Source organism: Amycolatopsis sp. NPDC051371 (assembly GCF_040682155.1).
Taxonomy (GTDB): domain Bacteria; phylum Actinomycetota; class Actinomycetes; order Mycobacteriales; family Pseudonocardiaceae; genus Amycolatopsis.
This window is the reverse complement of sequence record NZ_JBFBAG010000065.1, coordinates 26553-47096: the sequence shown is the minus strand read 5'-3', so window position 1 is coordinate 47096 and position 20544 is coordinate 26553. Positions and strand designations below refer to the sequence as shown.

Annotated in this window: 22 protein-coding genes; 10 read left to right on the top strand and 12 right to left on the bottom strand. The window is 71.3% G+C overall.

Annotation, left to right across the window (positions count from 1 at the left end; genetic code table 11):
- Positions 1-40: 40 nt before the first annotated feature.
- The 3 genes from AB0M59_RS47770 to AB0M59_RS47760 form a co-directional block, all read right to left on the bottom strand.
- Entirely contained in the window at positions 41-1855 is a 1815-nt protein-coding gene (locus tag AB0M59_RS47770) for a proprotein convertase P-domain-containing protein (protein WP_364629107.1), read from the bottom strand.
- An 85-nt stretch (positions 1856-1940) separates the two neighbouring features.
- A complete protein-coding gene (locus AB0M59_RS47765; protein ID WP_364629104.1) occupies positions 1941-2837 on the bottom strand; it encodes an XRE family transcriptional regulator in 897 nt (298 codons plus the stop codon).
- Positions 2838-2992: 155 nt separating this feature from the next.
- Positions 2993-4222, bottom strand: coding sequence for an MFS transporter (locus AB0M59_RS47760; protein WP_364629101.1), 1230 nt, complete (start codon positions 4220-4222; stop codon positions 2993-2995).
- Between the two features lie 49 nt (positions 4223-4271).
- Between AB0M59_RS47760 and AB0M59_RS47755 the strand changes: the two genes are divergently transcribed.
- The 5 genes from AB0M59_RS47755 to AB0M59_RS47735 all read left to right on the top strand — a co-directional run bounded on the left by AB0M59_RS47755 (position 4272) and on the right by AB0M59_RS47735 (position 8336).
- A complete protein-coding gene (locus AB0M59_RS47755; RefSeq protein ID WP_364629099.1) occupies positions 4272-4955 on the top strand; it encodes an FCD domain-containing protein in 684 nt (227 codons plus the stop codon).
- A gap of 193 nt (positions 4956-5148) precedes the next feature.
- On the top strand, positions 5149-5640 hold the full coding sequence (locus AB0M59_RS47750; protein ID WP_364629096.1) for a toxin-antitoxin system HicB family antitoxin: 492 nt from the start codon (positions 5149-5151) through the stop codon (positions 5638-5640).
- Positions 5641-5704: 64 nt separating this feature from the next.
- Positions 5705-6547, top strand: coding sequence for a DUF4097 family beta strand repeat-containing protein (locus AB0M59_RS47745; RefSeq protein ID WP_364629093.1), 843 nt, complete (start codon positions 5705-5707; stop codon positions 6545-6547).
- 29 nt (positions 6548-6576) lie between these two features.
- The gene (locus AB0M59_RS47740; protein ID WP_364629092.1) at positions 6577-7533 is read left to right on the top strand and encodes an ATP-binding cassette domain-containing protein; all 957 of its coding nucleotides are present in this window, start codon (positions 6577-6579) and stop codon (positions 7531-7533) included.
- On the top strand, positions 7533-8336 hold the full coding sequence (locus AB0M59_RS47735; protein ID WP_364629089.1) for an ABC transporter permease: 804 nt from the start codon (positions 7533-7535) through the stop codon (positions 8334-8336). Before AB0M59_RS47740 ends, AB0M59_RS47735 begins: the two co-directional genes overlap by 1 nt.
- 1 nt (position 8337) lies before the next feature.
- Here AB0M59_RS47735 and map read toward each other — a convergent pair whose 3' ends face one another.
- The 3 genes from map to AB0M59_RS47720 all read right to left on the bottom strand — a co-directional run bounded on the left by map (position 8338) and on the right by AB0M59_RS47720 (position 11931).
- Complete coding sequence (gene map, locus AB0M59_RS47730) at positions 8338-9195, bottom strand: type I methionyl aminopeptidase (protein WP_364629086.1); 858 nt, start codon at positions 9193-9195, stop codon at positions 8338-8340.
- A 23-nt stretch (positions 9196-9218) separates the two neighbouring features.
- On the bottom strand, positions 9219-11015 hold the full coding sequence (locus AB0M59_RS47725; RefSeq protein ID WP_364629084.1) for a penicillin-binding transpeptidase domain-containing protein: 1797 nt from the start codon (positions 11013-11015) through the stop codon (positions 9219-9221).
- A gap of 61 nt (positions 11016-11076) precedes the next feature.
- Positions 11077-11931 carry a GNAT family N-acetyltransferase gene (locus AB0M59_RS47720; RefSeq protein WP_364629082.1) on the bottom strand — a complete coding sequence of 285 codons (855 nt, stop codon included), beginning with the start codon at positions 11929-11931 and terminating at the stop codon, positions 11077-11079.
- A 100-nt stretch (positions 11932-12031) separates the two neighbouring features.
- Between AB0M59_RS47720 and AB0M59_RS47715 the strand changes: the two genes are divergently transcribed.
- Entirely contained in the window at positions 12032-12238 is a 207-nt protein-coding gene (locus AB0M59_RS47715; RefSeq protein WP_364629080.1) for a DUF4177 domain-containing protein, read from the top strand.
- Between the two features lie 44 nt (positions 12239-12282).
- On the opposite strand, the gene AB0M59_RS47710 is transcribed toward AB0M59_RS47715, so the two are convergent.
- Positions 12283-12672 (bottom strand): VOC family protein, encoded by a 390-nt coding sequence (locus AB0M59_RS47710; RefSeq protein ID WP_364629077.1) that lies wholly within the window; start codon positions 12670-12672, stop codon positions 12283-12285.
- A complete protein-coding gene (locus AB0M59_RS47705) occupies positions 12669-13475 on the bottom strand; it encodes an AraC family transcriptional regulator (RefSeq protein WP_364629074.1) in 807 nt (268 codons plus the stop codon). The genes AB0M59_RS47710 and AB0M59_RS47705 overlap by 4 nt, the downstream gene beginning before the upstream one ends.
- An 82-nt stretch (positions 13476-13557) precedes the next feature.
- Between AB0M59_RS47705 and AB0M59_RS47700 the strand changes: the two genes are divergently transcribed.
- The gene (locus AB0M59_RS47700; protein ID WP_247062465.1) at positions 13558-13812 is read left to right on the top strand and encodes a hypothetical protein; all 255 of its coding nucleotides are present in this window, start codon (positions 13558-13560) and stop codon (positions 13810-13812) included.
- On the opposite strand, the gene AB0M59_RS47695 is transcribed toward AB0M59_RS47700, so the two are convergent.
- The 4 genes from AB0M59_RS47695 to dxr form a co-directional block, all read right to left on the bottom strand.
- Complete coding sequence (locus tag AB0M59_RS47695) at positions 13801-14454, bottom strand: class I SAM-dependent methyltransferase (protein ID WP_364629072.1); 654 nt, start codon at positions 14452-14454, stop codon at positions 13801-13803. The two genes, AB0M59_RS47700 and AB0M59_RS47695, sit on opposite strands and share 12 nt — an antisense overlap.
- Complete coding sequence (ispG, locus tag AB0M59_RS47690) at positions 14429-15580, bottom strand: flavodoxin-dependent (E)-4-hydroxy-3-methylbut-2-enyl-diphosphate synthase (protein WP_364380666.1); 1152 nt, start codon at positions 15578-15580, stop codon at positions 14429-14431. The genes AB0M59_RS47695 and ispG overlap by 26 nt, the downstream gene beginning before the upstream one ends.
- Before the next feature lie 118 nt (positions 15581-15698).
- A complete protein-coding gene (locus AB0M59_RS47685) occupies positions 15699-16916 on the bottom strand; it encodes a site-2 protease family protein (RefSeq protein ID WP_364629071.1) in 1218 nt (405 codons plus the stop codon).
- A gap of 3 nt (positions 16917-16919) precedes the next feature.
- On the bottom strand, positions 16920-18122 hold the full coding sequence (gene dxr, locus AB0M59_RS47680) for a 1-deoxy-D-xylulose-5-phosphate reductoisomerase (protein WP_364629068.1): 1203 nt from the start codon (positions 18120-18122) through the stop codon (positions 16920-16922).
- Between the two features lie 94 nt (positions 18123-18216).
- Between dxr and AB0M59_RS47675 the strand changes: the two genes are divergently transcribed.
- The 3 genes from AB0M59_RS47675 to AB0M59_RS47665 all read left to right on the top strand — a co-directional run bounded on the left by AB0M59_RS47675 (position 18217) and on the right by AB0M59_RS47665 (position 20386).
- Positions 18217-18471 carry a DUF2631 domain-containing protein gene (locus AB0M59_RS47675; protein WP_364629065.1) on the top strand — a complete coding sequence of 85 codons (255 nt, stop codon included), beginning with the start codon at positions 18217-18219 and terminating at the stop codon, positions 18469-18471.
- A gap of 26 nt (positions 18472-18497) precedes the next feature.
- A complete protein-coding gene (locus tag AB0M59_RS47670) occupies positions 18498-19160 on the top strand; it encodes a peptidylprolyl isomerase (RefSeq protein WP_364629062.1) in 663 nt (220 codons plus the stop codon).
- Positions 19161-19291: 131 nt separating this feature from the next.
- Positions 19292-20386, top strand: a complete 1095-nt coding sequence (locus AB0M59_RS47665; RefSeq protein WP_364629060.1) for an acyltransferase — start codon at positions 19292-19294, stop codon at positions 20384-20386.
- The last annotated feature ends 158 nt before the right edge of the window (positions 20387-20544 follow it).

Here is a 20544-nt window from a genome sequence, read left to right as displayed (position 1 = left end):
CGCGGGCCGGGCGGGGTGACCGCCCGGCCCGCGGGAATCCCTAGAGGGTGATCGACCAGGTGTCGAGGGTGCCGGTGTCGCCGGGCCCGTAGTCGGTCACGCGTAGCTGCCACTTGCCCGACGCCGGGGAGGCGGCAGCGGGCACGGTGAAGGTGCGGGCGCCGCTCCACGGCGTGCACGTGCTGCCGCCGCTGTACTTGAGCGCGTACGCCTTGCCCCTCGGGTCGAGCAGCGTGATGCCGAGATCTTCGGCGCACGTGTGGCGGATGGTCAGCGAGACGCCGATCGTGGCGGCCGCGCTGCCGGTGAGCGTCGAGGCGATCGGGCTGAACACCTGCTGGTAGTCGCGGATCGCGTAGTCGGTGTTGTTGGTCAGGGTCCGGTTGCCACCGCTGCCCGGCTGGGTTCGCGCGGACACCGCCGCGCTCGCGGGCGAAGCGTTTCCGGCGGCGTCACGAGCCTTGACCGTGAACGAGTACGCCGTGTCAGCCGCGAGCCCGGTCACGGTCGCCGAAGTACCCGCGACGCTCGTGGCGAGCGCGGAGCCGTTGTAGACGTCGTAACCGGTGACGCCGACGTTGTCCGTCGAGGCGTCCCAGGCGAGCGAGACGCTGGTCGACGTCGTGCCGGTGGACCGCGGGTTGCCGGGCGCGGTCGGCGCCGTCGTGTCACCCGTGCCCCCGCTCGTGACCAGCGTCAGCTGCCACTTGTTCAGCGCCTCGATGACCGGCTGGAACAGGGACAGGTCGCCGTCGGACGGGTTGTCCACGCACTGCGACGGGCCGCCGTCGTGCAGACCGGTCGCCTTGTCGCCGAGCAGCCAGCCGCCGCCCGAGTCGCCGCCGAGGGAGCACGCCGTCGTCCAGGTCAGGTCGTCGATGACCAGGCCGCCGCCGTAGTCGACCGACTTGTGCGTGTACTTCACTTCGCCGCACTTCCAGTGCGAAGTGTTGCCGGAGTGGCAGACGCGGTCGCCGACCATCGCCTCGGCCGCGCCGGACAGCGTGACCGCCGGCTCTCCCCACGTGTTCACCGACGCCGACAGGGTCCAGCCCGGCTCCGTCACCGCGACGACGCCCATGTCGCCTTCGCGGGCGTTGACGCTGTGGGTGCCGCCGACGTTCGACGTGCCGACCTTGTTCTGCTGGCCCGAAGCGCCGTACGCGGTCTGGTCGCGGTCGTTCGTGCAGTGGCCCGCAGTGAGGAAGTGCTTGGCACCGCCCGAATCCGTCACCGGGAAGCCGACCGAGCAGTTGCTCTCGCTGCCCGGCCACCACGGGTTGCCGGTCTGGATCGTGCCCGACTGCTGCCGCGGCGACGTCGAGGTCTCGGTGATCCGGACGCCGAGATCCTTCACCCGGGAAAGGAAACTCTCGGTCGCCGCGGTCTTCTTCGTCCGGTCGACGTCGACTCCGACGTCGTTGCCGCGGACGTCGACACCCCAGCCGTAGACACCCGGCACGCCCGCCCCGACCAGCTCGCGGACGGCCGCGTCGGTGCGGTCCAGGTCGGCTTGGCTGCGGGCGACCACCTGAGCCACCGCGCCCGCGGCTCGTGCCTGATCGGCGGCACTGGACGAGGTGACGGCGACGGTCAGCTTCCCGGCGGCCGCGTCGAACCACTGGCCGGCCGACTGCGCGCGCACCGAAGCGGGCAGGGCGGACGCCAGCCGGTGGGCGTCGTCCTGCGCCGCGAGCTGCGTACGGGCCTGGTCCGCGGTGAGGCCGAAGGCGGCGGCCACGCCGTCCACCTCGGCCTGCGGGTGGGCCGGCGGACGCGCCGCCTCGGCGGGCGCCAGGCCCAGCCCGAGCGCGGCCAGCGCGGCCGCGCTCGCGACGGAAACGAATCTGCGCATCGGTTTCTCCTCGGATCGGCGAGTGGAGTGCGCAGACCGTAAAACGGGTGGATCACCGATTTGAAGATCCGTAAGTCCTTAACAGTTAACTGGCGGGCCAGTCCCATTCGAACCCGTACCGGCCGGGGCCGAAGTTCAGCGCGACCCCGTGCACCGCACCGGATTCCGGGATGACGTCGGCGTCTTCGCCCGGCTCCGCGAACCGGCGGCACACCGACGGAACCGCCTCGGGCGAGAACCGGATTTCGAGCACGTATTCACGGACCGGGAGCCGGAACTTGCGTTCGTAGTTCGTCGCGACCGGGTGCGGCGCGCGATTCACGAGCGCGTGTTCGGTGAGCACCGTTTCGCCACGCAGGAGCGGCCTGCCGAAGAGCAGTTCGACGACGAGCAGGCCGTCTCCCGGCCGGAGGACACGACGGCCCGCTCGGCAGCCACGCAGGTCGCGCAGCTCCGGCAGCGGCCGGTCGTGCTCGTCGAGGTGCAGGATCACCACCCACCGGTCGGGGCCGTCGGCTTCGGCGCGCAGCACCTGCCGCGACCGGATCTCCAGCTCCTCGCAACTGGGACCGACGAGGACGACGTCGTGCTGGCTGAGCCGGGTCAGCCGCTCGTCCCACCGGATGTCCACATCGGACACGGCGGCGTCGATGGGCCGGCCGTCCGGCCAGAACCGGCCGATCTCCGCGGGCGCGGACCGGCGCACCCGCGGCGGCCCGAGCAGCGCGACGAGGGAACCCGGCGGCACTTCGAGGACGTCTTCGAGCTGACGCAGCCCGCGCACCGAGTCGTGCCGCTCGGGGCGGCTGCGGCCGGACTGCCAGTAGCTCAACGTCGCCGTCGTCACCGTGACGCCGCGCGTCCGCAGGTGCTCGCGCAGCCGGTCCAGGCTCAGGCCGCGGGCGCGGATGGCCGCGCGCAGGGCGGCGTCGAACGGGCCCTCGCGCAGCAACGTCCCGAGGTCCGGCGACGGCACGGCCATCCGGTGATCTTAAGCGGCCCCGACTCCGGCGAACGGCGTTAACAGTTAAGAATCCGACCAAAAGTAGGCCGGCCCCCGAGCGGCAGGCAACCGTTGCCACGCAAGCCATCCGGCCGTGACTATGGTCGGATTCTTGACGAACGGCGCAGTAGAAGTCAGACGAACCGGCGGCGGCCGGCGAGCGCGCCGAACACCATCTGGACCAGCAGCAGGGCCAGCAGCATCGCCAGAGGGACCTGCCAGCCGCCCGCGACGTCGTGCAGCAGGCCGAACAGGAACGGCCCGAGCGCCGCGAAGAGGTAACCGAAGCCCTGCGCCATGCCGGACAGCCGGGCGGTGTCGGCGCCGGTCCGGGCGCGCAGCGCGATCACCGTCAGGGCGAGGGAGAACACGCTCATCCCGAGCCCGACCAGCAGGCTCCACAGCAGCGGCGACCACGACGGCGCGAGCATCAGCCCGGTCGTCCCGGCGAAGCCGACGACGCCGAGGGCGATGATCCACAAGCCTTGGCCGCGCTGGCGAGCGGCCATCGGCGCGACGAAGAGGCTGATCGGCACGGCGATGAGCGAAACCAGGCCGAACAGCAGGCCGGCCTGGTCGCGCGGCACCCCGGCGTCCATCAGCACCTGCGGGAACCAGCCCATCGCGGCGTAGGCGTAGAACGCCTGCAGGCCGAAGAAGATCGTGACGACCCAGGCGAGGCGGTTGCGCAGCAGCGACCGGCCGGCGTCGGCGGCGTCGGTGTGACGCGGTGCCCGGCCGGTCCCGCGGGCTGCGAGAATCCACGCGACCAGCGCGACGACGGCCACCACCGCCCAGGCGCCGAGGGCGAGGCGCCAGCCGCCGAACGCGTCGCCGAGCTGCGGGGTCACCGCCGACCCGAGAGCACCGCCGCCCTGCAGAGCCGCGGTGTAGACGCCGGTCATGACGCCGATGCGGGCCGGGAAGGAGTCCTTGATGACCACCGGGATGAGCACGTTGATCAGGGCGATCCCGGCGGTCGCGACGAGCGTCCCGCCGAGCACCACGGCCGGGCCGTCGAGGACGCGCAGGACGAGTCCGGCCGCGAGCGCGGCCAGCGCGAGCGCGATGGCGGCGCCCACCCCGGCGCGGCGGGCCAGCAGCGGCGCGGCCAGCCCGGCACCGGCGAAGCAGAGCGTCGGCAACGTCGTGAGCACACCCGCCCAGACCACGGAGACGCCCAGGTCGGCGCGCATTTCGGCGAGCATGGGCCCGACCCCGGTGATGGCCGGGCGCAGGTTGAGGGCGGTGAGCACCACCGCGACCGCGAGCAGCGCACCGGCGGTGACCACGCCCGGCGTCCGGATCTCCACGGCCCCGTCCAGTTCGGGTTCCAGGCCGGATTCACGGTGTTCGACGCGCATGACCGCTACTATCGCATACGTAGGATGATTGGATGAAGGGATAACTCCTGTGCCTCTGGCCACCACCCGGCGGGCCGGCCTGGTCGACCAGGTCATCGAGCAGCTGCGGACCGCGGTCGCGGAAGGCGAATGGCCCCTCGGCGAGCGCATCCCCACCGAAACCGAGCTCGGCGACCAGCTCGGCGTCGGGCGCAACACCATCCGCGAAGCCGTGCGCGCGCTCGCCCACACGGGCCTGCTCGAAGTCCGCCAGGGCGACGGCACGTACGTGCGCGCCACCAGCGAGGTGTCCGGCGCGATCCGCCGGCTCTGCGGCTCGGAGCTGCGCGAGGTGCTGCAGGTCCGGCGCACCCTCGAAGCCGAAGGCGCCCGGCTGGCCGCCTTGTCGCGCACCGAAGAAGAGGTCGCGGAGCTGTGGTCGCTGCTGGCCCGTCGCGAGACGGAGCTGCGCGAACGGCGCTGGGAAGACTTCGCACGCACCGATGCCGAGTTCCACACGGCGGTCGTCCGCGCCGGGCACAACGGCCTGCTCACCGAGCTCCACCGCGGGTTGACCGAGGTCATCACGGCGAGCGTCGCGGCCACGTCGAGCATCACACCGGGCGTCGGCCACGTGCCGGAGATCGGCCACGAAGGCCTCGCGGAGGCCATTGCCCAGCGCGACCCCGACCGCGCCGCCGCCGAGGCCTGCGGCTTCCTGGACGAACTCCTGGAGCGCGTCGAGCGCGCCTGACCCGAACGCCCCAAGGCGGCCTTGGTTGCGTTCAACGCACCGAAGGGCCCCTTGGGTGCGTTGAACGCACCGAAGGCCACATTGGGGCGCTTGGGTCCTGACCTGCACATTCGAAGCAAATGGCACCACTTTCGACCCTTAAGGGTGCCATTTCAGGGTTGTCGTGGTGCCATCGTGGTGCCACAGTAATGCCATGGACCTGACGCCCTTCGTGGACGAACTCCGCCGGGAGCTCGCGGTCGCCGCCGAAGCGGCGGGCGAGGAAGCCGTCGCCCTCGCGGAGCGGCTCACCGCGCCGCTCGAATCGGCGATCCGGCTCACCCTGCTCGACGCGCTTTCGGCCGCGGCCGACGAGATCACCCGCGACCTCGCGCCCGGCTCCGTCGAGGTACGCCTTCGCCGCCGTGACGCCGAGTTCGCCGTTTCGCTGCCCCCCACACCCGAACCGGCGCCCGCCGAAGCGCCGCCGCCTCCGCCCGAGCCCGACGACGGCGCCGTCGCGCGGATCAACCTGCGCCTGCCCGAGCAGCTCAAGCAGCGCGTCGAAGAAGCCGCCGGCCGGGACCGGATCTCCATCAACGCCTGGCTCGTCCGGGCCGCGAGCGGCGCGCTCGGCCCCGGCAAGACCCAGCCGTCCCAGCGCCGCTCCGCCTTCGGCGAGAAGTACACCGGCTGGGTTCAGTAACTCCCTTTTCTTCACGTCTCCGACCTGCGGAGACGCCACCCGAGCACCCCAGGAGGGCGCAGCCATGCCTGTTTTCCCCACTCCCGAACCGATCGCGGCCACGATCGACGTGAGCGTCGCGGACGTCCGGATCGTCGCCGGCGAGCGTGCGGAGACCACCGTCGAGGTCACCCCGGCCGACCCGGCCGACAGCGAGGACGTCAAGGCCGTGGCCCGGACCCGCGTCGAGTTCGCCCACGGTGAGCTGCTGGTCAAGGGCCCGAAGTACGTCACCAAGCTCTGGGGCAAGGCCGGCGCCCTGCACATCACGGTCGAGCTGCCCGCCGGCTCGCAGATCCAGGGCACCGCCGCGATGGGCGACTTCCGCGTCGGCGGCCGCATCGGCACCAGCCGGTTCAAGACCTCCGTCGGCGACATCCACCTCGACGAAGCCGCCACCGTCGAGGCGAACACCGCCACCGGCGACGTCACCGTCGACCGCGCCACCGGGCACGCCGAGGTCCACACCGGCTCCGGCGAGCTGCGGATCCGCGAGATCGACGGCACCGCCGTGCTGAAGAACTCCAACGGCGAGACCCGCGTCGGCGAAGTGACCGGCGACCTGCGCGTCAACACCGCCAACGGCGACATCCTCGTCGACGTCGCCCACGCGGGCGTGCACGCCAAGACCGCCTCCGGCGACATCCGGCTCGGCGAGGTCATGCGCGACCGGGTCGTGGTCGAGACCGCCGTCGGCGAGATCGAGGTCGGCATCCGCGAGGGCAGCGCCGCGTGGCTCGAGCTCAACTCCCTGACCGGCTCCGTGCGCAACACGCTCAGCGCCACCGACGGGCCCGACGGCAGCACCGAGACCGTCGAGGTCAAGGCCCACACCTACACCGGCGACATCGTCATCCGCCGCGCCTGAAGACTCCGCACACGCAAAGGGGAAGATCCATGTCAGACGCCATCGTGGCCGAGGGACTGGTCAAGAAGTACGGGAAGGTCACCGCGCTCGACGGGATGACGTTGGCGGTGCCCGAAGGCACGGTGCTCGGCGTGCTCGGGCCGAACGGCGCCGGGAAGACCACCACCGTCCAGATCCTCACGACGCTGCAGCAGCCCGACGCGGGCCGGGCGACGGTCGCCGGGTTCGACGTCGTCAAGGACGCGCACCAGCTGCGTTCGCACATCGGCGCGTCGGGGCAGTACGCCGCCGTCGACCTCGAGCTGACCGGGGCCGAAAACCTCGAGATGGTCGGCCGGCTGTACCACCTCGGCACCAAGCGGGCCAAGGCGCGCGGCCGGGAGCTGCTGGCCCGGTTCAGCCTGGGCGACGCCGCCGACCGGCCGGTCAAGGGCTACTCCGGCGGCATGCGGCGCCGGCTCGACCTGGCCGGCGCGCTCGTCGCGAACCCGCCGGTGCTGTTCCTCGACGAGCCCACCACCGGCCTCGACCCTCGTGCTCGCACCGAACTGTGGGACGTCATCACCGAACTGGTCGCGAACGGCACCACGCTGCTGCTCACCACCCAGTACCTCGAAGAGGCCGACCGGCTGGCCGACAGCATCGCCGTCATCGACCACGGGCGCGTGATCGCCCGCGGCACTTCGGACGAGCTCAAGGACCTCGTCGGCGGCGAACGGATCGAGCTGACCGTCGGCACGCACGACGACCTCGCGGCCGCCCGGCGCACCCTGGCCGGGCTCGCGAGCGGCGAGCCGCAGGCCGAGGGCTTCCGGCTCACGGTGCCCGTGACCCACGGCGCGAAAGCGCTTACCGAAGCGCTGGCACGGCTCGCCGCCGACGGCGTCGAAGTCCGCGACGTCGGTGTCCGCCGCCCCACCCTCGACGACGTTTTCCTCACTCTCACCGGTCATGACGTGACCGAGACCGCGAAGGAGGCCGTGTGATGAACGCGGTGCAGATGGCTGTGACCGACGGCGTCACCGTCGCCAAGCGCAACTCGATCAAGATCCTCCGGTCGATGGACCTGCTCGGGTCCATCGTGTTCATGCCGGTGATGTTCGTGCTGCTGTTCGGTTTCGTGTTCGGCAGCGTGATCGACATCCCCGGGATCTCCTACCGCGAGTTCATGCTGCCGGGGATCTTCACCCTGGCGGTGGCGATGGGCAGCATCGTCACCGGCTACGGGCTGACCGACGACCTGCAGAAGGGCATCATCGACCGGTTCCGCTCGCTGCCGATGTCACCGGCCGCGGTGCTGATCGGGCGGACCACCGCCGACCTCATCCTCAACGTGACGAGCCTGCTCATCATGGGACTCGTGGGGTTGCTGGTCGGCTGGCGCGTGCACACCGGCGTCTTCGAGGTGCTGGGCGGGGTGCTCCTGCTGCTGGCGTTCGCGTACGCGCTGTCGTGGGTGATGGGGACGCTCGGCCTGGCCGTGCGCAAGCCCGAGGTGTTCAACAACGTCGCGAGCGTGGCGATCTTCCCGCTGACGTTCCTGGCCAACACGTTCGTCGACAGCGCGCGGCTGCCCACGCCGCTGCGGGTGATCGCGGACTGGAACCCGGTCTCGGCGATCACGCAGGCGGCCCGGGAGCTGTTCGGCAACACGAGCGCGGCGATGGCCCCGCACGACGTCTGGCCGATGCAGCACGCGGTGCTGGCTTCGGTGCTGTGGATCGTGGTGCTGCTGGCGGTGTTCGTGCCGCTTTCGGTGCGCTGCTACAAGCGGGCCACGAGCCACTGACTCACGGCAGCGTGAGGATCTCGCTGCCGTCGGCCGTCACCACGAGGGTGTGCTCGAACTGGGCCGTCCACTTCTTGTCCTTCGTGGTGACGGTCCAGTCGTCGGCCCAGATGTCGTAGTCGATGGTGCCCAGGGTGATCATCGGCTCGATCGTGAAGGTCATGCCCTCCTCGATGATCGTGTCGACGGAGGGCTCTTCGTAGTGCAGCACCGTCGGCGGCGTGTGGAACGCCGGGCCGACGCCGTGGCCGGTGAAGTCGCGGACCACGCCGTAGCCGAAGCGCTTCGCGTACGCCTCGATGACCCGGCCGATCACGTTGAGCTGCCGGCCCGGCCGGACCGCCTTGATCGCCCGCATCGTCGCCTCGCGGGTGCGCTCCACCAGCAGGCGCGCCTCCTCGGAGACGTCGCCGGCCAGGTACGTCCCGTTCGTGTCGCCGTGGACGCCGCCGATGTAGGCCGTCACGTCGATGTTGCAGATGTCGCCGTCCTCGATCACCGTCGAGTCCGGGATGCCGTGGCAGATGACCTCGTTGAGCGAGGTGCAGCACGACTTCGGGAACCGGCGGTAGCCCAGCGTCGAGGGGTAGGCGCGGTGGTCGAGCAGGAACTCGTGCACCACCTTGTCGATGTCGTCCGTGGTGGCACCCGGCTTGACCGCCTTGCCGCCCTCTTCCAGGGCCTGTGCCGCGATGCGGCTCGCGATCCGCATCGCCTCGATCACCTCGGGCGTGCGCACGCCGTTGCCGGTGTCCCGCTTCGGCGCCGGCTTGTCCACGTACTCGGGACGGGCGATGGAACTGGGGACGTCACGGCGCGGCGTCTGGACGCCGGGAACCAGCGGGGCACGAACGGACATGCCTCCACCTTACGACGGCCCCTTCAGCCGACCCCCGCCAGGAACCGGTGCGCGGCCTGCACCGCCGGTTTCGACGACCCGGCCTCGGTCAGCAGCACGGCGAACGCCAGGTCACCGCGGTAACCGACGAACCAGCCGTGCGAGCGGGAGCCGTCGCCGAACTGCGCGGTGCCGGTCTTGCCCGCGACGTCGGGGATGTCCCGCAGCCCGGTCGCGGTCCCCGCGGTGACGACCTCGCGCATCATCCCGCGCAGCGCGCCCAGGACGTCGTCCGACGGCGGGTCGCCGACGTTCTGCGTGGTCGCCGGCAGGCCCTTGACGATCGACGGCGTCGGCACCTTCCCGGCCTGCACCGTGGCCGCGGCCAGGGCCAGGCCGAACGGGCTGGTCACCACCGTGCCCTGGCCGAAGCCGTTCTCGGCCCGCTGGACGGCCGAGTCGCTCGCCGGGACCGCACCGGTGACCGTGGTCAGGCCGGGGACGACGAAGTCCGCGCCGATCCCGAACGAACGGGCGGCGTCGGTGAGCGCCGACGACGGCAGCCCGGCGGCGAGCCGGGCGAAGGTCGTGTTGCACGAGCGCGCGAACGCCGTCGTCAACGGGACGCGGCCGAGGTCGAACCGGCCTTCGTTCGGGATGACGCGGTTCTCGATCGTCGTGGTGCCGGGGCAGTCGACCGGGCTGCCGGCCTCGACGTCGCCCGCCGACAGCGCGGCCGCCGCCGTCACGATCTTGAACGTCGACCCGGGCGGGAAGCGGCCGGACAGGGCCAGCGAGCCCTCGTCGTCGGCGGCCCGGTTCTGCGCCACGGCGAGGATGTCCCCGCTGGACGGCTGGATCGCCACCAGCGCGGCCGGGTACGGCTCGGTCTCCAGTGCCTTCTCGGCGACGGCCTGGATCCGCGTGCTGAGCGTGCTGGTGACCGCGGGCGACGGACGCGGCGGCTCGGCCTTGAGCTCGGAGACTTCGCCGCCGGTGACGCCCCGGGTGACGATCCGCCAGCCCGCCGCGCCCGCCAGCTGCTGCTCGACCAGCGCGCGGATGCCGGGGAGGACCTGCTGCCCGGAGCCGCGGGTGACCGGCAGCAGCCGCTCCTGGCTGACGAACCGGACACCGGGCAGGTCGTAGATGACCGGCTTGACCCGCTGGTAGTCGCCGGCGCGCAGGCTGATCACCGGGTAGGCCTCGCCCGGCTTGGTCTTGCTCATCCCGTCCAGCACCGACCGGCCGGTGACCGACGGCTCGAAGCGGTGCAGCGCCTTCGCGAGCGAGCCGGCGACGGCGCTCGCGTTGCCCGTTTTCTGCGGGTCGACGGCCACCCCGATCACGGTCTGCGGGCGCATCAGCGGCACGCCGTCGCGGTCGAGGACCGGCGCGGTCTCGGGCAGCTGCGGCAGCACGCCGAGGGTCTGGCCGACGGCCAGCTGCGGGTGCACGACCGTCGGCTGCCAGTGCACCTGCCAGCCGTTCTCTGCCGCGCGCAGCAGGGCGTCGGCGCGGTAGGTCCAGCTGCGGCCGTGCGGCAGGTGCCAGGTGAGCTGGTAGCCGGCGGTGACGGTGTCGCCGTTCGCCGGCTCCTTCACCTCTTCGTCGTCGACGTCCAGGGACTCGGGCTCGAGCACGCCGCGGACCTGGGACAGCACGGTCGCGGCCGCGTCCGGCGAGTCGGTGTTCGCCGCCGCGGCGGCGACGTCCCCGGACGCGAGGGCGTCGAGGAAGGCGGAAAGGGCGTCCTCGGGACCATCGCCCGAGCACCCGGCCGTGGTCGCGGCGACGAGCAGCAGCACCGCGAGGGCACCGCGGCGTCGACGTGCACTCATGGCGGGATGATGCCTGGTCAGCGGGGGTGTCCCGGCCTCGAAACGCCGCCACGGAAGAGTGCTAGAACAACACCGTCGCGTACTGGCCGACCTGCTGGAAGCCGATCTTGCGGTAGGCCGCGAGGGCCGGGGTGTTGAAGGCGTTGACGTAGAGGCTGGCGGTGCGGCCGAGGCCTTTGACCAGCCGGTTCACCACCGCGGCGGTACCGGCGGTGCCGAGGCCGTCGCCGCGGCGTTCGGGGTGCACCCAGACGCCCTGGATCTGCCCGACGGTCGCCGACATCGCGCCGATCTCGGCCTTGAACACGACTTCGCCGTTCTCGAACCGGGCGAACGCGCGCCCGGCGCCGATCAGCTCGGTGACGCGGGCGCGGTAGCTGGCGCCGCCGTCGCCGCTGCGCGGGTCGACGCCGACCTCCTCGATGAACATCGCGATGGCTGCGGGCAGGTACCGCTCGAGCTCGTCCGGCCGGACGGGGCGGACCAGCGGGTCGGCCGCGACCAGCGGCGTCGAGTCCAGCGCCATCAGCGGCTGGTCGTCACGGACCTCGCGCGCCGGGCCCCACTCGTCGGAGAGCTCGTCCCAGAGGCCGATGACCTGCTCGGCCGGGCCGACGAGCGAGGAACAGGTGCGTTGTCTCCTCAGCGCGCGGTCGGCGAAGGAGCGCAGAGCGGGGGCGTTGCCGCGGAGGGGGATGAGGTTGGGGCCGGAAAAGCACAGCCCTTGGAGCCGTCCGGCCCGGACCGGACGGCTGTCGGCGGCCCAGAGCTCACCACCGAGCCGCCACGGGTCGAGACCGGCAGCCTCGACCCGGGCGCTGACCATGCAGCTGCCCACCGGGTCGGCGGCGAGCGCGGCACGGACCGCCGGATAGTCCCGATCATCGAGCAGCCGTGCACCTGCAAGCCGCAACACGGGGTCCAGGGTGCCAGATTCGGCGCCTGAACGGAACGCGAGGCCCCGGACACGCTGAGATGAACGGCCGGGGTCGCGGTTCCCGGGGAGAATGGGGCGTATGCAGCGGTATACGTACAAGGTCGTCGAGGTCCGGGAGAAGCTCATCGGGGGGAAGATGTCGGGTGGGAAGCTCGAGAAGCTGCTGAACGACGCCGCGGTGGACGGGTGGCAGCTGAAGGCGATCACCTCGGCGGAGGTGAAGGGGCGGGTCGGGCCCGGTGGGGTCGAGGGCTTGCTGGTGACGTTCGAGCGGCCGGTGCAGTAGGCGGCTCTCGGTTCGCGGACCGGCGACCGGTCGGCCTGCCCTGGTCAAGCGCCGCGGTAGGTGCCGATCGTCCACGCGTTCCCTTCCGGGTCGCGGAGGCTGAACGTGTGCGAGCCGTACTCCGTGTCCGTCAGCTCCGCCGTGATCCGCGCGCCCGAGTCCTTCACGCGCCCGTAGACCTCGTCCACTTTGTCCGACACGACGTACACCGCGCCGGTGCCGGGCTTCATCGCGTCGTGGATCCCGTCCGGCGGACGGACGCTGCCCAGCATCACCGCGCCGCCCTCGGGCCAGCGCAGCTCCGCGTGCGCGATCAAGTCCCCTTCCGGCACCACCAGTGCCTCGGTGAAGCCCAGGACGTCGACGAGGAAACGGACCGCCGCCGGGGCGTCGTCGTAGCGCAGGGCGGGCCAGACGTTCGGTTCAGGAGTCATGCCGGCGAGTCTCGACCCGCCGCCACCTCCTCGTCTTGGAGGAACGGGAGCTCCTCGGCGATCCACGTCCCCGGCGTGCACCCGGCCAGCGCCCGCCACTCGTTCGTCAGGTGCGCCTGGTCGTAGAACCCGCACTCGACGGCCAGCACCGCCAGGTCCGCGTGTCCCTGGCGCAGCAGCCGCCCGGCTCGCTCGAACCGCAGGACCCGCGCCGCCTGCTTGGGCGCCAGGCCCAGCTCCGCGCGGAACCGCTCGCCCAGGTGACGACGGCTCCAGCCGACCTCGCCCGCGAGATCCGCGACGCGCACCCGGCCGTCCGCGCCCCGCATCCGGCGCCACGCCTCCCCAAGCTCGGGCGGCGGCGTCACCGGCTCCACCGCCCGGGCGGCCAGCATTTCGTCGAGCAGCGCGAACCGCTCGCCCCACGTCGGCAGCGAGCGCAGCCGGTCCGCCAGCGACCCCAGGCCGAACTCGGCCAGATCCACCACTTCGCCGCTCAGCTCCGCCGCCGTGACCCCGAACAGCGTCCGCACGCCCAGCGGGTCGAGCTCCAGCTGCAGCCCCTCCTGCCTGCGGTCCTGCCGGATCAGCACTGCGCGCGTGTGCAGCCCGCCGACGAGCGCCTGGAGGCTGTGCCCGGCCATCCGGATCGGCCCGGCCAGGCTGATGACCAGCGTCACGTGCCGGGACGGCAGCCCGCGGTGGACCGGCAGCGTCACGTCGTCCTGCGCGTACCCGACATAGCGCGTGACCAGCGGCCGCACCACCGGGTGCGGCTGCCGGACGGCCCAGGTCACGCTCACGAAAACCAGCGTAAACGTCACCACCGACAGTTCCGCTTCTGCTAACACGGAGAGTGCGTCCCCACCGCGGAAGGAACCACCGATGACGATCCAAGAGCAGGCGCAGCAGCTGGAGCTGCTCGCCGACCAGGTGCCCACCGGCATCGCGCTCGCCACCAAGAGCGACCTCGAAGACCTGCAGGCACAGGTGATGGGCCTGCTCGGGGAAACGTCGACCGCCACCGCGATCCAGGGCTCGATCCAGCTCGCGTCCCAGCAGATCGACGAGGTCGCCGCCGCGCTGGAGAACGTCCGCCTGCAGATCCGCGACGCCGCCCAGCACCACCTACAGGGCTGACTCGTAGAAGGAGTGGACCGCCGGCTGGCCCGTGTAGTTGGAGCCGGCCCGGTCGTCCGCGCCGAGGTACCGGAACGGCAGCGTCCCGGTGAACGGGCCGGTGCGCCGGATGCGGTGCGTTCGTGAGTCGTAGGCGAATCCCGCTTCACGCAGGGCCGCCAGTACCCGTCGCGTGCCGCCCGGCAGCCGGACGCCGGACACGTCGAAGTTCGCCACGAACACGCCGTCTTCGCTCAACCACGACGCCGCCCGCAGCAGGGCGCCGAGCTTGTCGCCGACGTAGTGCAGCCCGTGCACGCAGGTCACGAGGTCGAACCGGCCCGAAGGCTCCCACGCCGTGATCGACGCCGTCTCGAACCGGACAGGCCCGGCCGCCGCGAAGTACCCGACCAGGTCGACGCCGGTGATGTCGAGGTCCGGCCGGGCCGCGGCCGCGTCGAGCAGCGCGCGGCCGCTGCCGCAGCACAGGTCGAGCCAGTGCGCGCCCGGCGGCAGGCCCAGGATGTCGAACCCGAGGACCCGCGAATAGCCGTCACGGCCGGCCAGCCGCCGCTCGCGGTTCATCGCGCGGTTGGCCACGACGGACGACGCCTCCAAAGCGTCGTCCGTCAGCAGCTCAGCCAGCGGTGACCACAGGCTCACCCTCGCCGAGGGACTCCCCCGCCTCTTCGGCGATGCGCATGGCCTCTTCGATGAGCGTCTCGACGATCGCGTGCTCGGGGACGGTCTTGATGACTTCGCCCTTGACGAAGATCTGGCCCTTGCCGTTGCCGGAAGCGACACCCAGGTCGGCCTCGCGGGCCTCGCCCGGGCCGTTCACGACGCAGCCCATGACCGCCACGCGCAGCGGGATCTCCATGCCCTCGAGCCCGGCGGTGACCTGCTCGGCGAGCGTGTAGACGTCCACCTGTGCGCGCCCGCACGACGGGCACGACACGATCTCCAGCTTGCGCTGCTTGAGGTTCAGCGACTGCAGGATCTGGATGCCGACCTTGACCTCTTCGACCGGCGGCGCGGACAGCGACACCCGGATCGTGTCGCCGATGCCCTGGCGCAGCAGCGCGCCGAACGCGACGGCCGACTTGATCGTGCCCTGGAACGCCGGGCCCGCCTCGGTGACGCCGAGGTGCAGCGGGTAGTCGCACTGCTCGGCGAGGAGCTCGTACGCGCGCACCATGACCACCGGGTCGTTGTGCTTCACCGAGATCTTGATGTCGTGGAAGTCGTGCTCGGCGAACAGCGACGCCTCCCACAGCGCCGACTCGGCCAGCGCTTCCGGCGTCGCCTTGCCGTACTTCTCGAGCAGGCGCTTGTCCAGCGAACCCGCGTTGACGCCGATCCGGATCGGCGTGCCGTGGTCCTTCGCGGCCTGCGCGATCTCCTTGACCTGGTCGTCGAACTTCCGGATGTTGCCCGGGTTCACGCGCACCGCGGCGCAGCCGGCCTCGATCGCGGCGAAGACGTACTTCGGCTGGAAGTGGATGTCGGCGATCACCGGGATCTGCGACTTCTTCGCGATCGCGGGCAGCGCCTCGGCGTCGTCGGCCGACGGGCACGCGACGCGGACGATGTCGCAGCCCGCGGCGGTCAGCTCGGCGATCTGCTGCAGGGTCGCGTTGACGTCGGAGGTGAGCGTCGTCGTCATCGACTGCACGGAGATCGGGAAGTCGCTGCCGACGCCGACCGGGCCCACCTGGAGCTGGCGGGTCTTGCGGCGCTCGGAGAGGACGGGCGGGGGCAGGGCGGGCATACCGAGTGCGACGGTCACGGTTTCCAGCGTACCTACCCCGACCGGGCCACCTTCACCATGTCAACCGTCACGGTGAGCAGCGTTACGCCCCGTGCGACCCGCCAGGGAGGGGCCGGAACCCCTCCGTGGCGGGGCACTACTGCAGACGAATCGGGTTGACGATGTCCGCCGTCACCGTGAGTAGGGTCACCGCGCCGCCGATGAGCACCAGCACCATCGTGATCCCGGACAGCTTGGTGTAGTCGACGGGCCCGCCGGCCACCTTGCCCCGCCGGGCGCGGAGCCAGTCGCGGACGCGCTCGTACCAGACCACCGCGATGTGCCCGCCGTCGAGCGGCAGCAGCGGCAGCAGGTTGAACACGCCGATGAAGAAGTTCAGGCTGGCCAGCAGGAAGAAGAACAGCACCCAGATGCCCCGCTCGACGGCTTCGCCGCCGATCCGGCTCGCGCCGACGACGCTGACCGGGGTGTTCGGGTCGCGCTCGCCGCCGAAGATCGCGGTGACGACGGCGGGGATGCGCTCGGGGAACTCGACGAGCCGCTGCGCGGTCTCCGCGAACATGGTGCCGGTGAAGCTGAACGTGGCGCCGACCGCGGCGACCGGGCCGTACTGCGTGGTCAGCGCCGGGGGCTGCGCCGACGCGCCGATCATGCCGACCTCCTTGACGCCGGCGCTGGTCCAGCGCTTCACCTTCGGCACGTCGACGGTGAGGTTCAGCGTCTTGCCGTCGCGCAGCACCTGGAACGCCGTCGGGCCGCTGGTGGCCTGCACCGCGGTGAGCATCTCGTCCCAGGTCGCGACCGGCTTGCCGCCGACCGACACGACCTTGTCGCCGACCTGCAGGCCGGCCGTCCTGGCCGGGGTCGGCGCGCCCGCCGGGCAGGCCGGGTCGGTGGCCTCGGCCTCGGCCTTCGTCGTGGTCGACCGGGCGCAGGACGTCGCGGCCAGCACCGGTTCGGTCGTGGCGGGAGCCAGGTTCGGCAGCCCCATCGTCACGGCCATCAGGTAGAGCACGACGAAGCCGAGGATGAAGTGCGTGACCGACCCGGCGCACATGACGACCGTGCGCTTCCAGGTCTTGAACCGCCACATCGCGCGGGGCGCCTCGTCCGGCGTCACCTCGTCGAGCGCGGTCATGCCGGCGATGTCGCAGAACCCGCCGAGCGGGATCCACTTCAGGCCGTACTCGGTCTCCCCGCGGCGCCAGGAGAACACCGTGGGCCCGAAGCCCACGAAGTACCGGCGGACCTTCATGCCGAAGGCCTTCGCGGTGACCATGTGGCCGGCCTCGTGCAGTGCGACGGAGACACAGATCCCCAGCGCGAAGAGCACCACACCGATGATGTAGGACACCCGCTACTTCCCCTCGATGATCGAACCGGCCCGCGTGCGAGCCCAGCGCTCGGCGGCGAGAACGTCGTCGACGTCGCGCGGTTCGCGACGCCACTCGTCGGCAGCTCCCACCACCTCGGAAACAGTGTCCACTATCGACGTGAAGCTGGTGTTCTGCGCCAGGAAGGCGGCGACCAGCTCCTCGTTGGCGGCGTTGTACACCGCGGGCAGGCAGCCGCCCGCGGTGCCGCAGTGCCGGGCCAGCTCGACGGCCGGGAAGGCCTCGTCGTCCAGCGGCTCGAAAGTCCAGGTCGCGGCCTTGTCCCAGGTGCAGGCGGGGGCGGCGGCGGGCACCCGGTCGGGCCAGTGCAGGGCGAGCGCGATCGGCAGCCGCATGTCGGGCGGGCTGGCCTGGGCGATCGTCGAGCCGTCGGTGAAGGTCACCATCGAGTGCACGATCGACTGCGGGTGCACGGTGACGTCGATCCGCTCCGGCTCGATGCCGAACAGCAGCGCCGCCTCGATCAGCTCCAGGCCCTTGTTGACCAGGGTGGCCGAGTTGATGGTGATCAGCGGGCCCATCGACCAGGTCGGGTGGGCCATCGCCTGCTCGACGGTGACACCCGCCAGTTCGGCGCGCTTGCGGCCGCGGAACGGACCGCCGGAAGCGGTGAGGACGAGCCGGGCGACTTCGTTTTCGCTCCCGGCCCGCAGGGCCTGCGCGATGGCGGAGTGCTCGGAGTCGACTGGCACCAGCTGCCCGGGCTTGGCGGCGGCGAGCACGAGCGGGCCACCGGCGATGAGCGACTCCTTGTTCGCGAGCGCGAGGGTGGCGCCGGTGGCGAGCGCTTTGAGCGTGGGCTCGAGGCCGCGGGAGCCGGGCAGGGCGTTGAGGACGGTGTCGACGCGGACGGCGTCGATCAGTTCGGCGACCGCATCCGAACCCGCGAAGAGCCGCGGGAGCTTGAAGTCGCCTTGGTCGTAGCCACGCTTCTGCGCTTCGGCGTACAGCGCGAGCTGCACGTCTTCGGCGGCCGTGGCCTTGGTCACGGCGACGGCCTCGACGCCGTGGGCGAGCGCCTGCGCGGCGAGCGCGGCCGGATCGGCGCCGCCCGCCGCGATCCCGGCCACCCGGAAGAGGTGCGGGTTGCGGGCCGCGACGTCCAGGGCCTGCACGCCGATGGACCCGGTGGAGCCGAGCACGAGAACGCTTCGCGAGGTAGTCATCGCCGGTCATTGTCGCGCGGGGCGTCTCCGCGGCGCACCCGGAGGTGTGGGATCATCGGAAGGTCCGTGGTTCAAGGGTCTTGAGGAGTTCATCGTGGCAGGCAAGGCGGTCGAGAAGCGGCCCGAGGTCGACCCCCGCGACGAGCCGTCCGCGGCCTGGGGCTGGCACGGTTCGTTCCCGAAGGCCACCCGGATCGCCGGCTGGGTCAGCGCGATCATCCTGCTCGTGATGATCAAGGGCAACCACGAGAACAACACCGAGAACGTCTGGCTCGTCGGCCTCTCGCTGTTCCTGATCCTGCTGCTCGTGCTGGACATCCGTAAGCGGCGCACGGCCTGGCGCAAGTAGTCGGTTACCGGCTAACGTCCCCCGGCATGAAGCTGCGCTGGGGTTTGGCTCTCGTCGCTGTCCTGGGTGCTTTGGTCGTGCCCGCCGTCCCGGCTTCGGCTGCCTCTTCGCCGGTGGTCCGGTGCACGTTCACGCCGACGCCCGAGAACCCGGCTGCTCGCCCTGTGGTGCGTCCGTTGCCGGTGGCGTTGACTCGCGGGACCGTCGATGTGACTTTCCGGTTCAACTACGGGCCGGTGACGGTGCGGTTGAACCGCGCCGGGGCGGCGCCTTGCGCGGTCCACAACATGGTTTCGCTGATCCTGCAGCGGTTCTACGACCGGTCGCAGTGCTGGCGGCTTTCGAATTCCTCTCGGTTGGGTGTTCTTCAGTGCGGGGACATCTACGAAGTCGAGAAGGGCGGCCCGGGGTACAAGTTCCCGGATGAGGTTTCCGGCGCCGAGACCTACCCGCGCGGGACCGTCGCCATGGGGAACCAGGGGCCGGGGACGAACGGGTCCGAGTTCTTCATCGTGCATTCCTTCGCGAACATCCCGGCCAACTACTCGGTGCTGGGGACCGTGGTTCGCGGGATGTCGGCGATCGACCGGATGGTCGCGGACGGGATCATCCCGACCGACCCGAACGGACCACTGGACGGCGCTCCGGCGCACCCGGTGAAGATCCAGCGCGCGTCGCTCGGCCGGTAGCCCGCCGGCCTGACTCGCTCACGCTCAAGCATCGCTACCGGCCTCGACGTCCGAATCATCACCCCAAAGAGTGAATGACCCGCTCGCCCGATTACATTGTGCGAGTTCAGCAGCCTGAGGGGTCGCACTCGATGATGACGCACGACCAGTACCTGGCCACCCGCCGATTCACCGCCCTCGACGGGGTCCGGGCCATCGCCGCCGTGCTCGTCGTCGTCTTCCACTACGGGGGACCCAACTGGGAGCGGGCCAACGGCTGGATCGGCGTCCACCTGTTCTTCGTGCTCTCCGGCTTCCTGATCACCACCCTCGCCCTGCGCGAGGAAGCCCGCAACGGCCGGATCTCGCTGGCGGAGTTCTACATCCGGCGGGCGTTCCGGATCCTCCCCGTCTACTACGTCGTCCTCGGCGTGGTCGTCGTCTTCGCCTACCTCCGGGGCATGGGCCTTCGGCACAGCGGCATCCTCGCCGCCCTTCCGTGGAACGCCGCCTTCGTCGGCGAGTTCCACCAGATGACCATGTTCGGCCAGGCCTGGACGCTCGGCGTCGAGCAGAAGTTCTACCTCGTCTGGCCGCTGCTCGCGTTCGGCGTCGGCGCGCTCGGCTTCGTGAAGCGCCTGAGCCTCGCCCTCGGCCTCGTCGTGGCCATGCTCGCCATGATCTCTTTCCTTCCCTACGCGACCTCGTACTCGCCGATCCTCATCGGCTGCGCGCTGGCGATCGCGCTGCACCACCGCAAGGGTTTCGCCGCGCTGAGGGTGTTCACGCACCCCGCCGTCGGTCTGGTGGTCGCCGCGGCGCTGATCACGGTCCAGACCACTTTCGCCGAGATCGGCGAGCTGCTCGGCGACAAGAACGGCGCGATCACCAGCACGATCTACATCGTGCTCGCCGCGCTGCTGGTGCCGTCGCTGGTCGCCGGCGGGCCGCTCGCCTGGGTCCTGTCACTGCGGCCGATGCGGTTCATCGGGGAGCGGTCGTATTCGCTCTACCTCATGCAGGGCGTCGTCGCGGTGGCGCTCGCGGGCGCGATCCCGCAGTTCGCCCCGCACCGGCTGCTCACCGCGGTCGCCGTGACGATCGTCGGGCTGCTCGCCGCCGACCTGCTCTACCGCTGGGTCGAGGTCCCGATGATGGACGTCGGGCGCCGGATCATCGCGCGGCGCCGAGACAGGAAGACGGCGCCGGCGGCCGAGGTCGCCGAACCCGCGCTCGTCACGGCCTGACTCGCACCGCGGCCGGCGACGGGACGACGGCACCAGCGCAGGGGATTCGTCCTCGGGACGGTCGGCGACTGTCTCCAGCCGCTGGGTCTCGCCGGTCCGGACGGAAACTCCCCCGGAACACGAAAGCCGGGTGCCGCGGAAGGGCGGCACCCGGCTTC

What these genes read in the sequence shown, in the direction of transcription:
- AB0M59_RS47760 (WP_364629101.1), bottom strand. Translation starts at nt 4,222, where the DNA reads ATGCGCGTCGAACACCGTGAATCCGGCCTGGAACCCGAACTGGACGGG.
- AB0M59_RS47710 (WP_364629077.1), bottom strand. Translation starts at nt 12,672, where the DNA reads ATGACTCCTGAACCGAACGTCTGGCCCGCCCTGCGCTACGACGACGCC.
- dxr (WP_364629068.1), bottom strand. Translation starts at nt 18,122, where the DNA reads ATGACTACCTCGCGAAGCGTTCTCGTGCTCGGCTCCACCGGGTCCATC.
- AB0M59_RS47725 (WP_364629084.1), bottom strand. Translation starts at nt 11,015, where the DNA reads ATGAGTGCACGTCGACGCCGCGGTGCCCTCGCGGTGCTGCTGCTCGTC.
- AB0M59_RS47715 (WP_364629080.1), top strand. Translation starts at nt 12,032, where the DNA reads ATGCAGCGGTATACGTACAAGGTCGTCGAGGTCCGGGAGAAGCTCATC.
- AB0M59_RS47765 (WP_364629104.1), bottom strand. Translation starts at nt 2,837, where the DNA reads ATGGCCGTGCCGTCGCCGGACCTCGGGACGTTGCTGCGCGAGGGCCCG.
- AB0M59_RS47770 (WP_364629107.1), bottom strand. Translation starts at nt 1,855, where the DNA reads ATGCGCAGATTCGTTTCCGTCGCGAGCGCGGCCGCGCTGGCCGCGCTC.
- AB0M59_RS47700 (WP_247062465.1), top strand. Translation starts at nt 13,558, where the DNA reads ATGACGATCCAAGAGCAGGCGCAGCAGCTGGAGCTGCTCGCCGACCAG.
- AB0M59_RS47745 (WP_364629093.1), top strand. Translation starts at nt 5,705, where the DNA reads ATGCCTGTTTTCCCCACTCCCGAACCGATCGCGGCCACGATCGACGTG.
- AB0M59_RS47665 (WP_364629060.1), top strand. Translation starts at nt 19,292, where the DNA reads ATGATGACGCACGACCAGTACCTGGCCACCCGCCGATTCACCGCCCTC.
- AB0M59_RS47750 (WP_364629096.1), top strand. Translation starts at nt 5,149, where the DNA reads ATGGACCTGACGCCCTTCGTGGACGAACTCCGCCGGGAGCTCGCGGTC.
- map (WP_364629086.1), bottom strand. Translation starts at nt 9,195, where the DNA reads ATGTCCGTTCGTGCCCCGCTGGTTCCCGGCGTCCAGACGCCGCGCCGT.
- AB0M59_RS47670 (WP_364629062.1), top strand. Translation starts at nt 18,498, where the DNA reads ATGAAGCTGCGCTGGGGTTTGGCTCTCGTCGCTGTCCTGGGTGCTTTG.
- AB0M59_RS47740 (WP_364629092.1), top strand. Translation starts at nt 6,577, where the DNA reads ATGTCAGACGCCATCGTGGCCGAGGGACTGGTCAAGAAGTACGGGAAG.
- AB0M59_RS47735 (WP_364629089.1), top strand. Translation starts at nt 7,533, where the DNA reads ATGAACGCGGTGCAGATGGCTGTGACCGACGGCGTCACCGTCGCCAAG.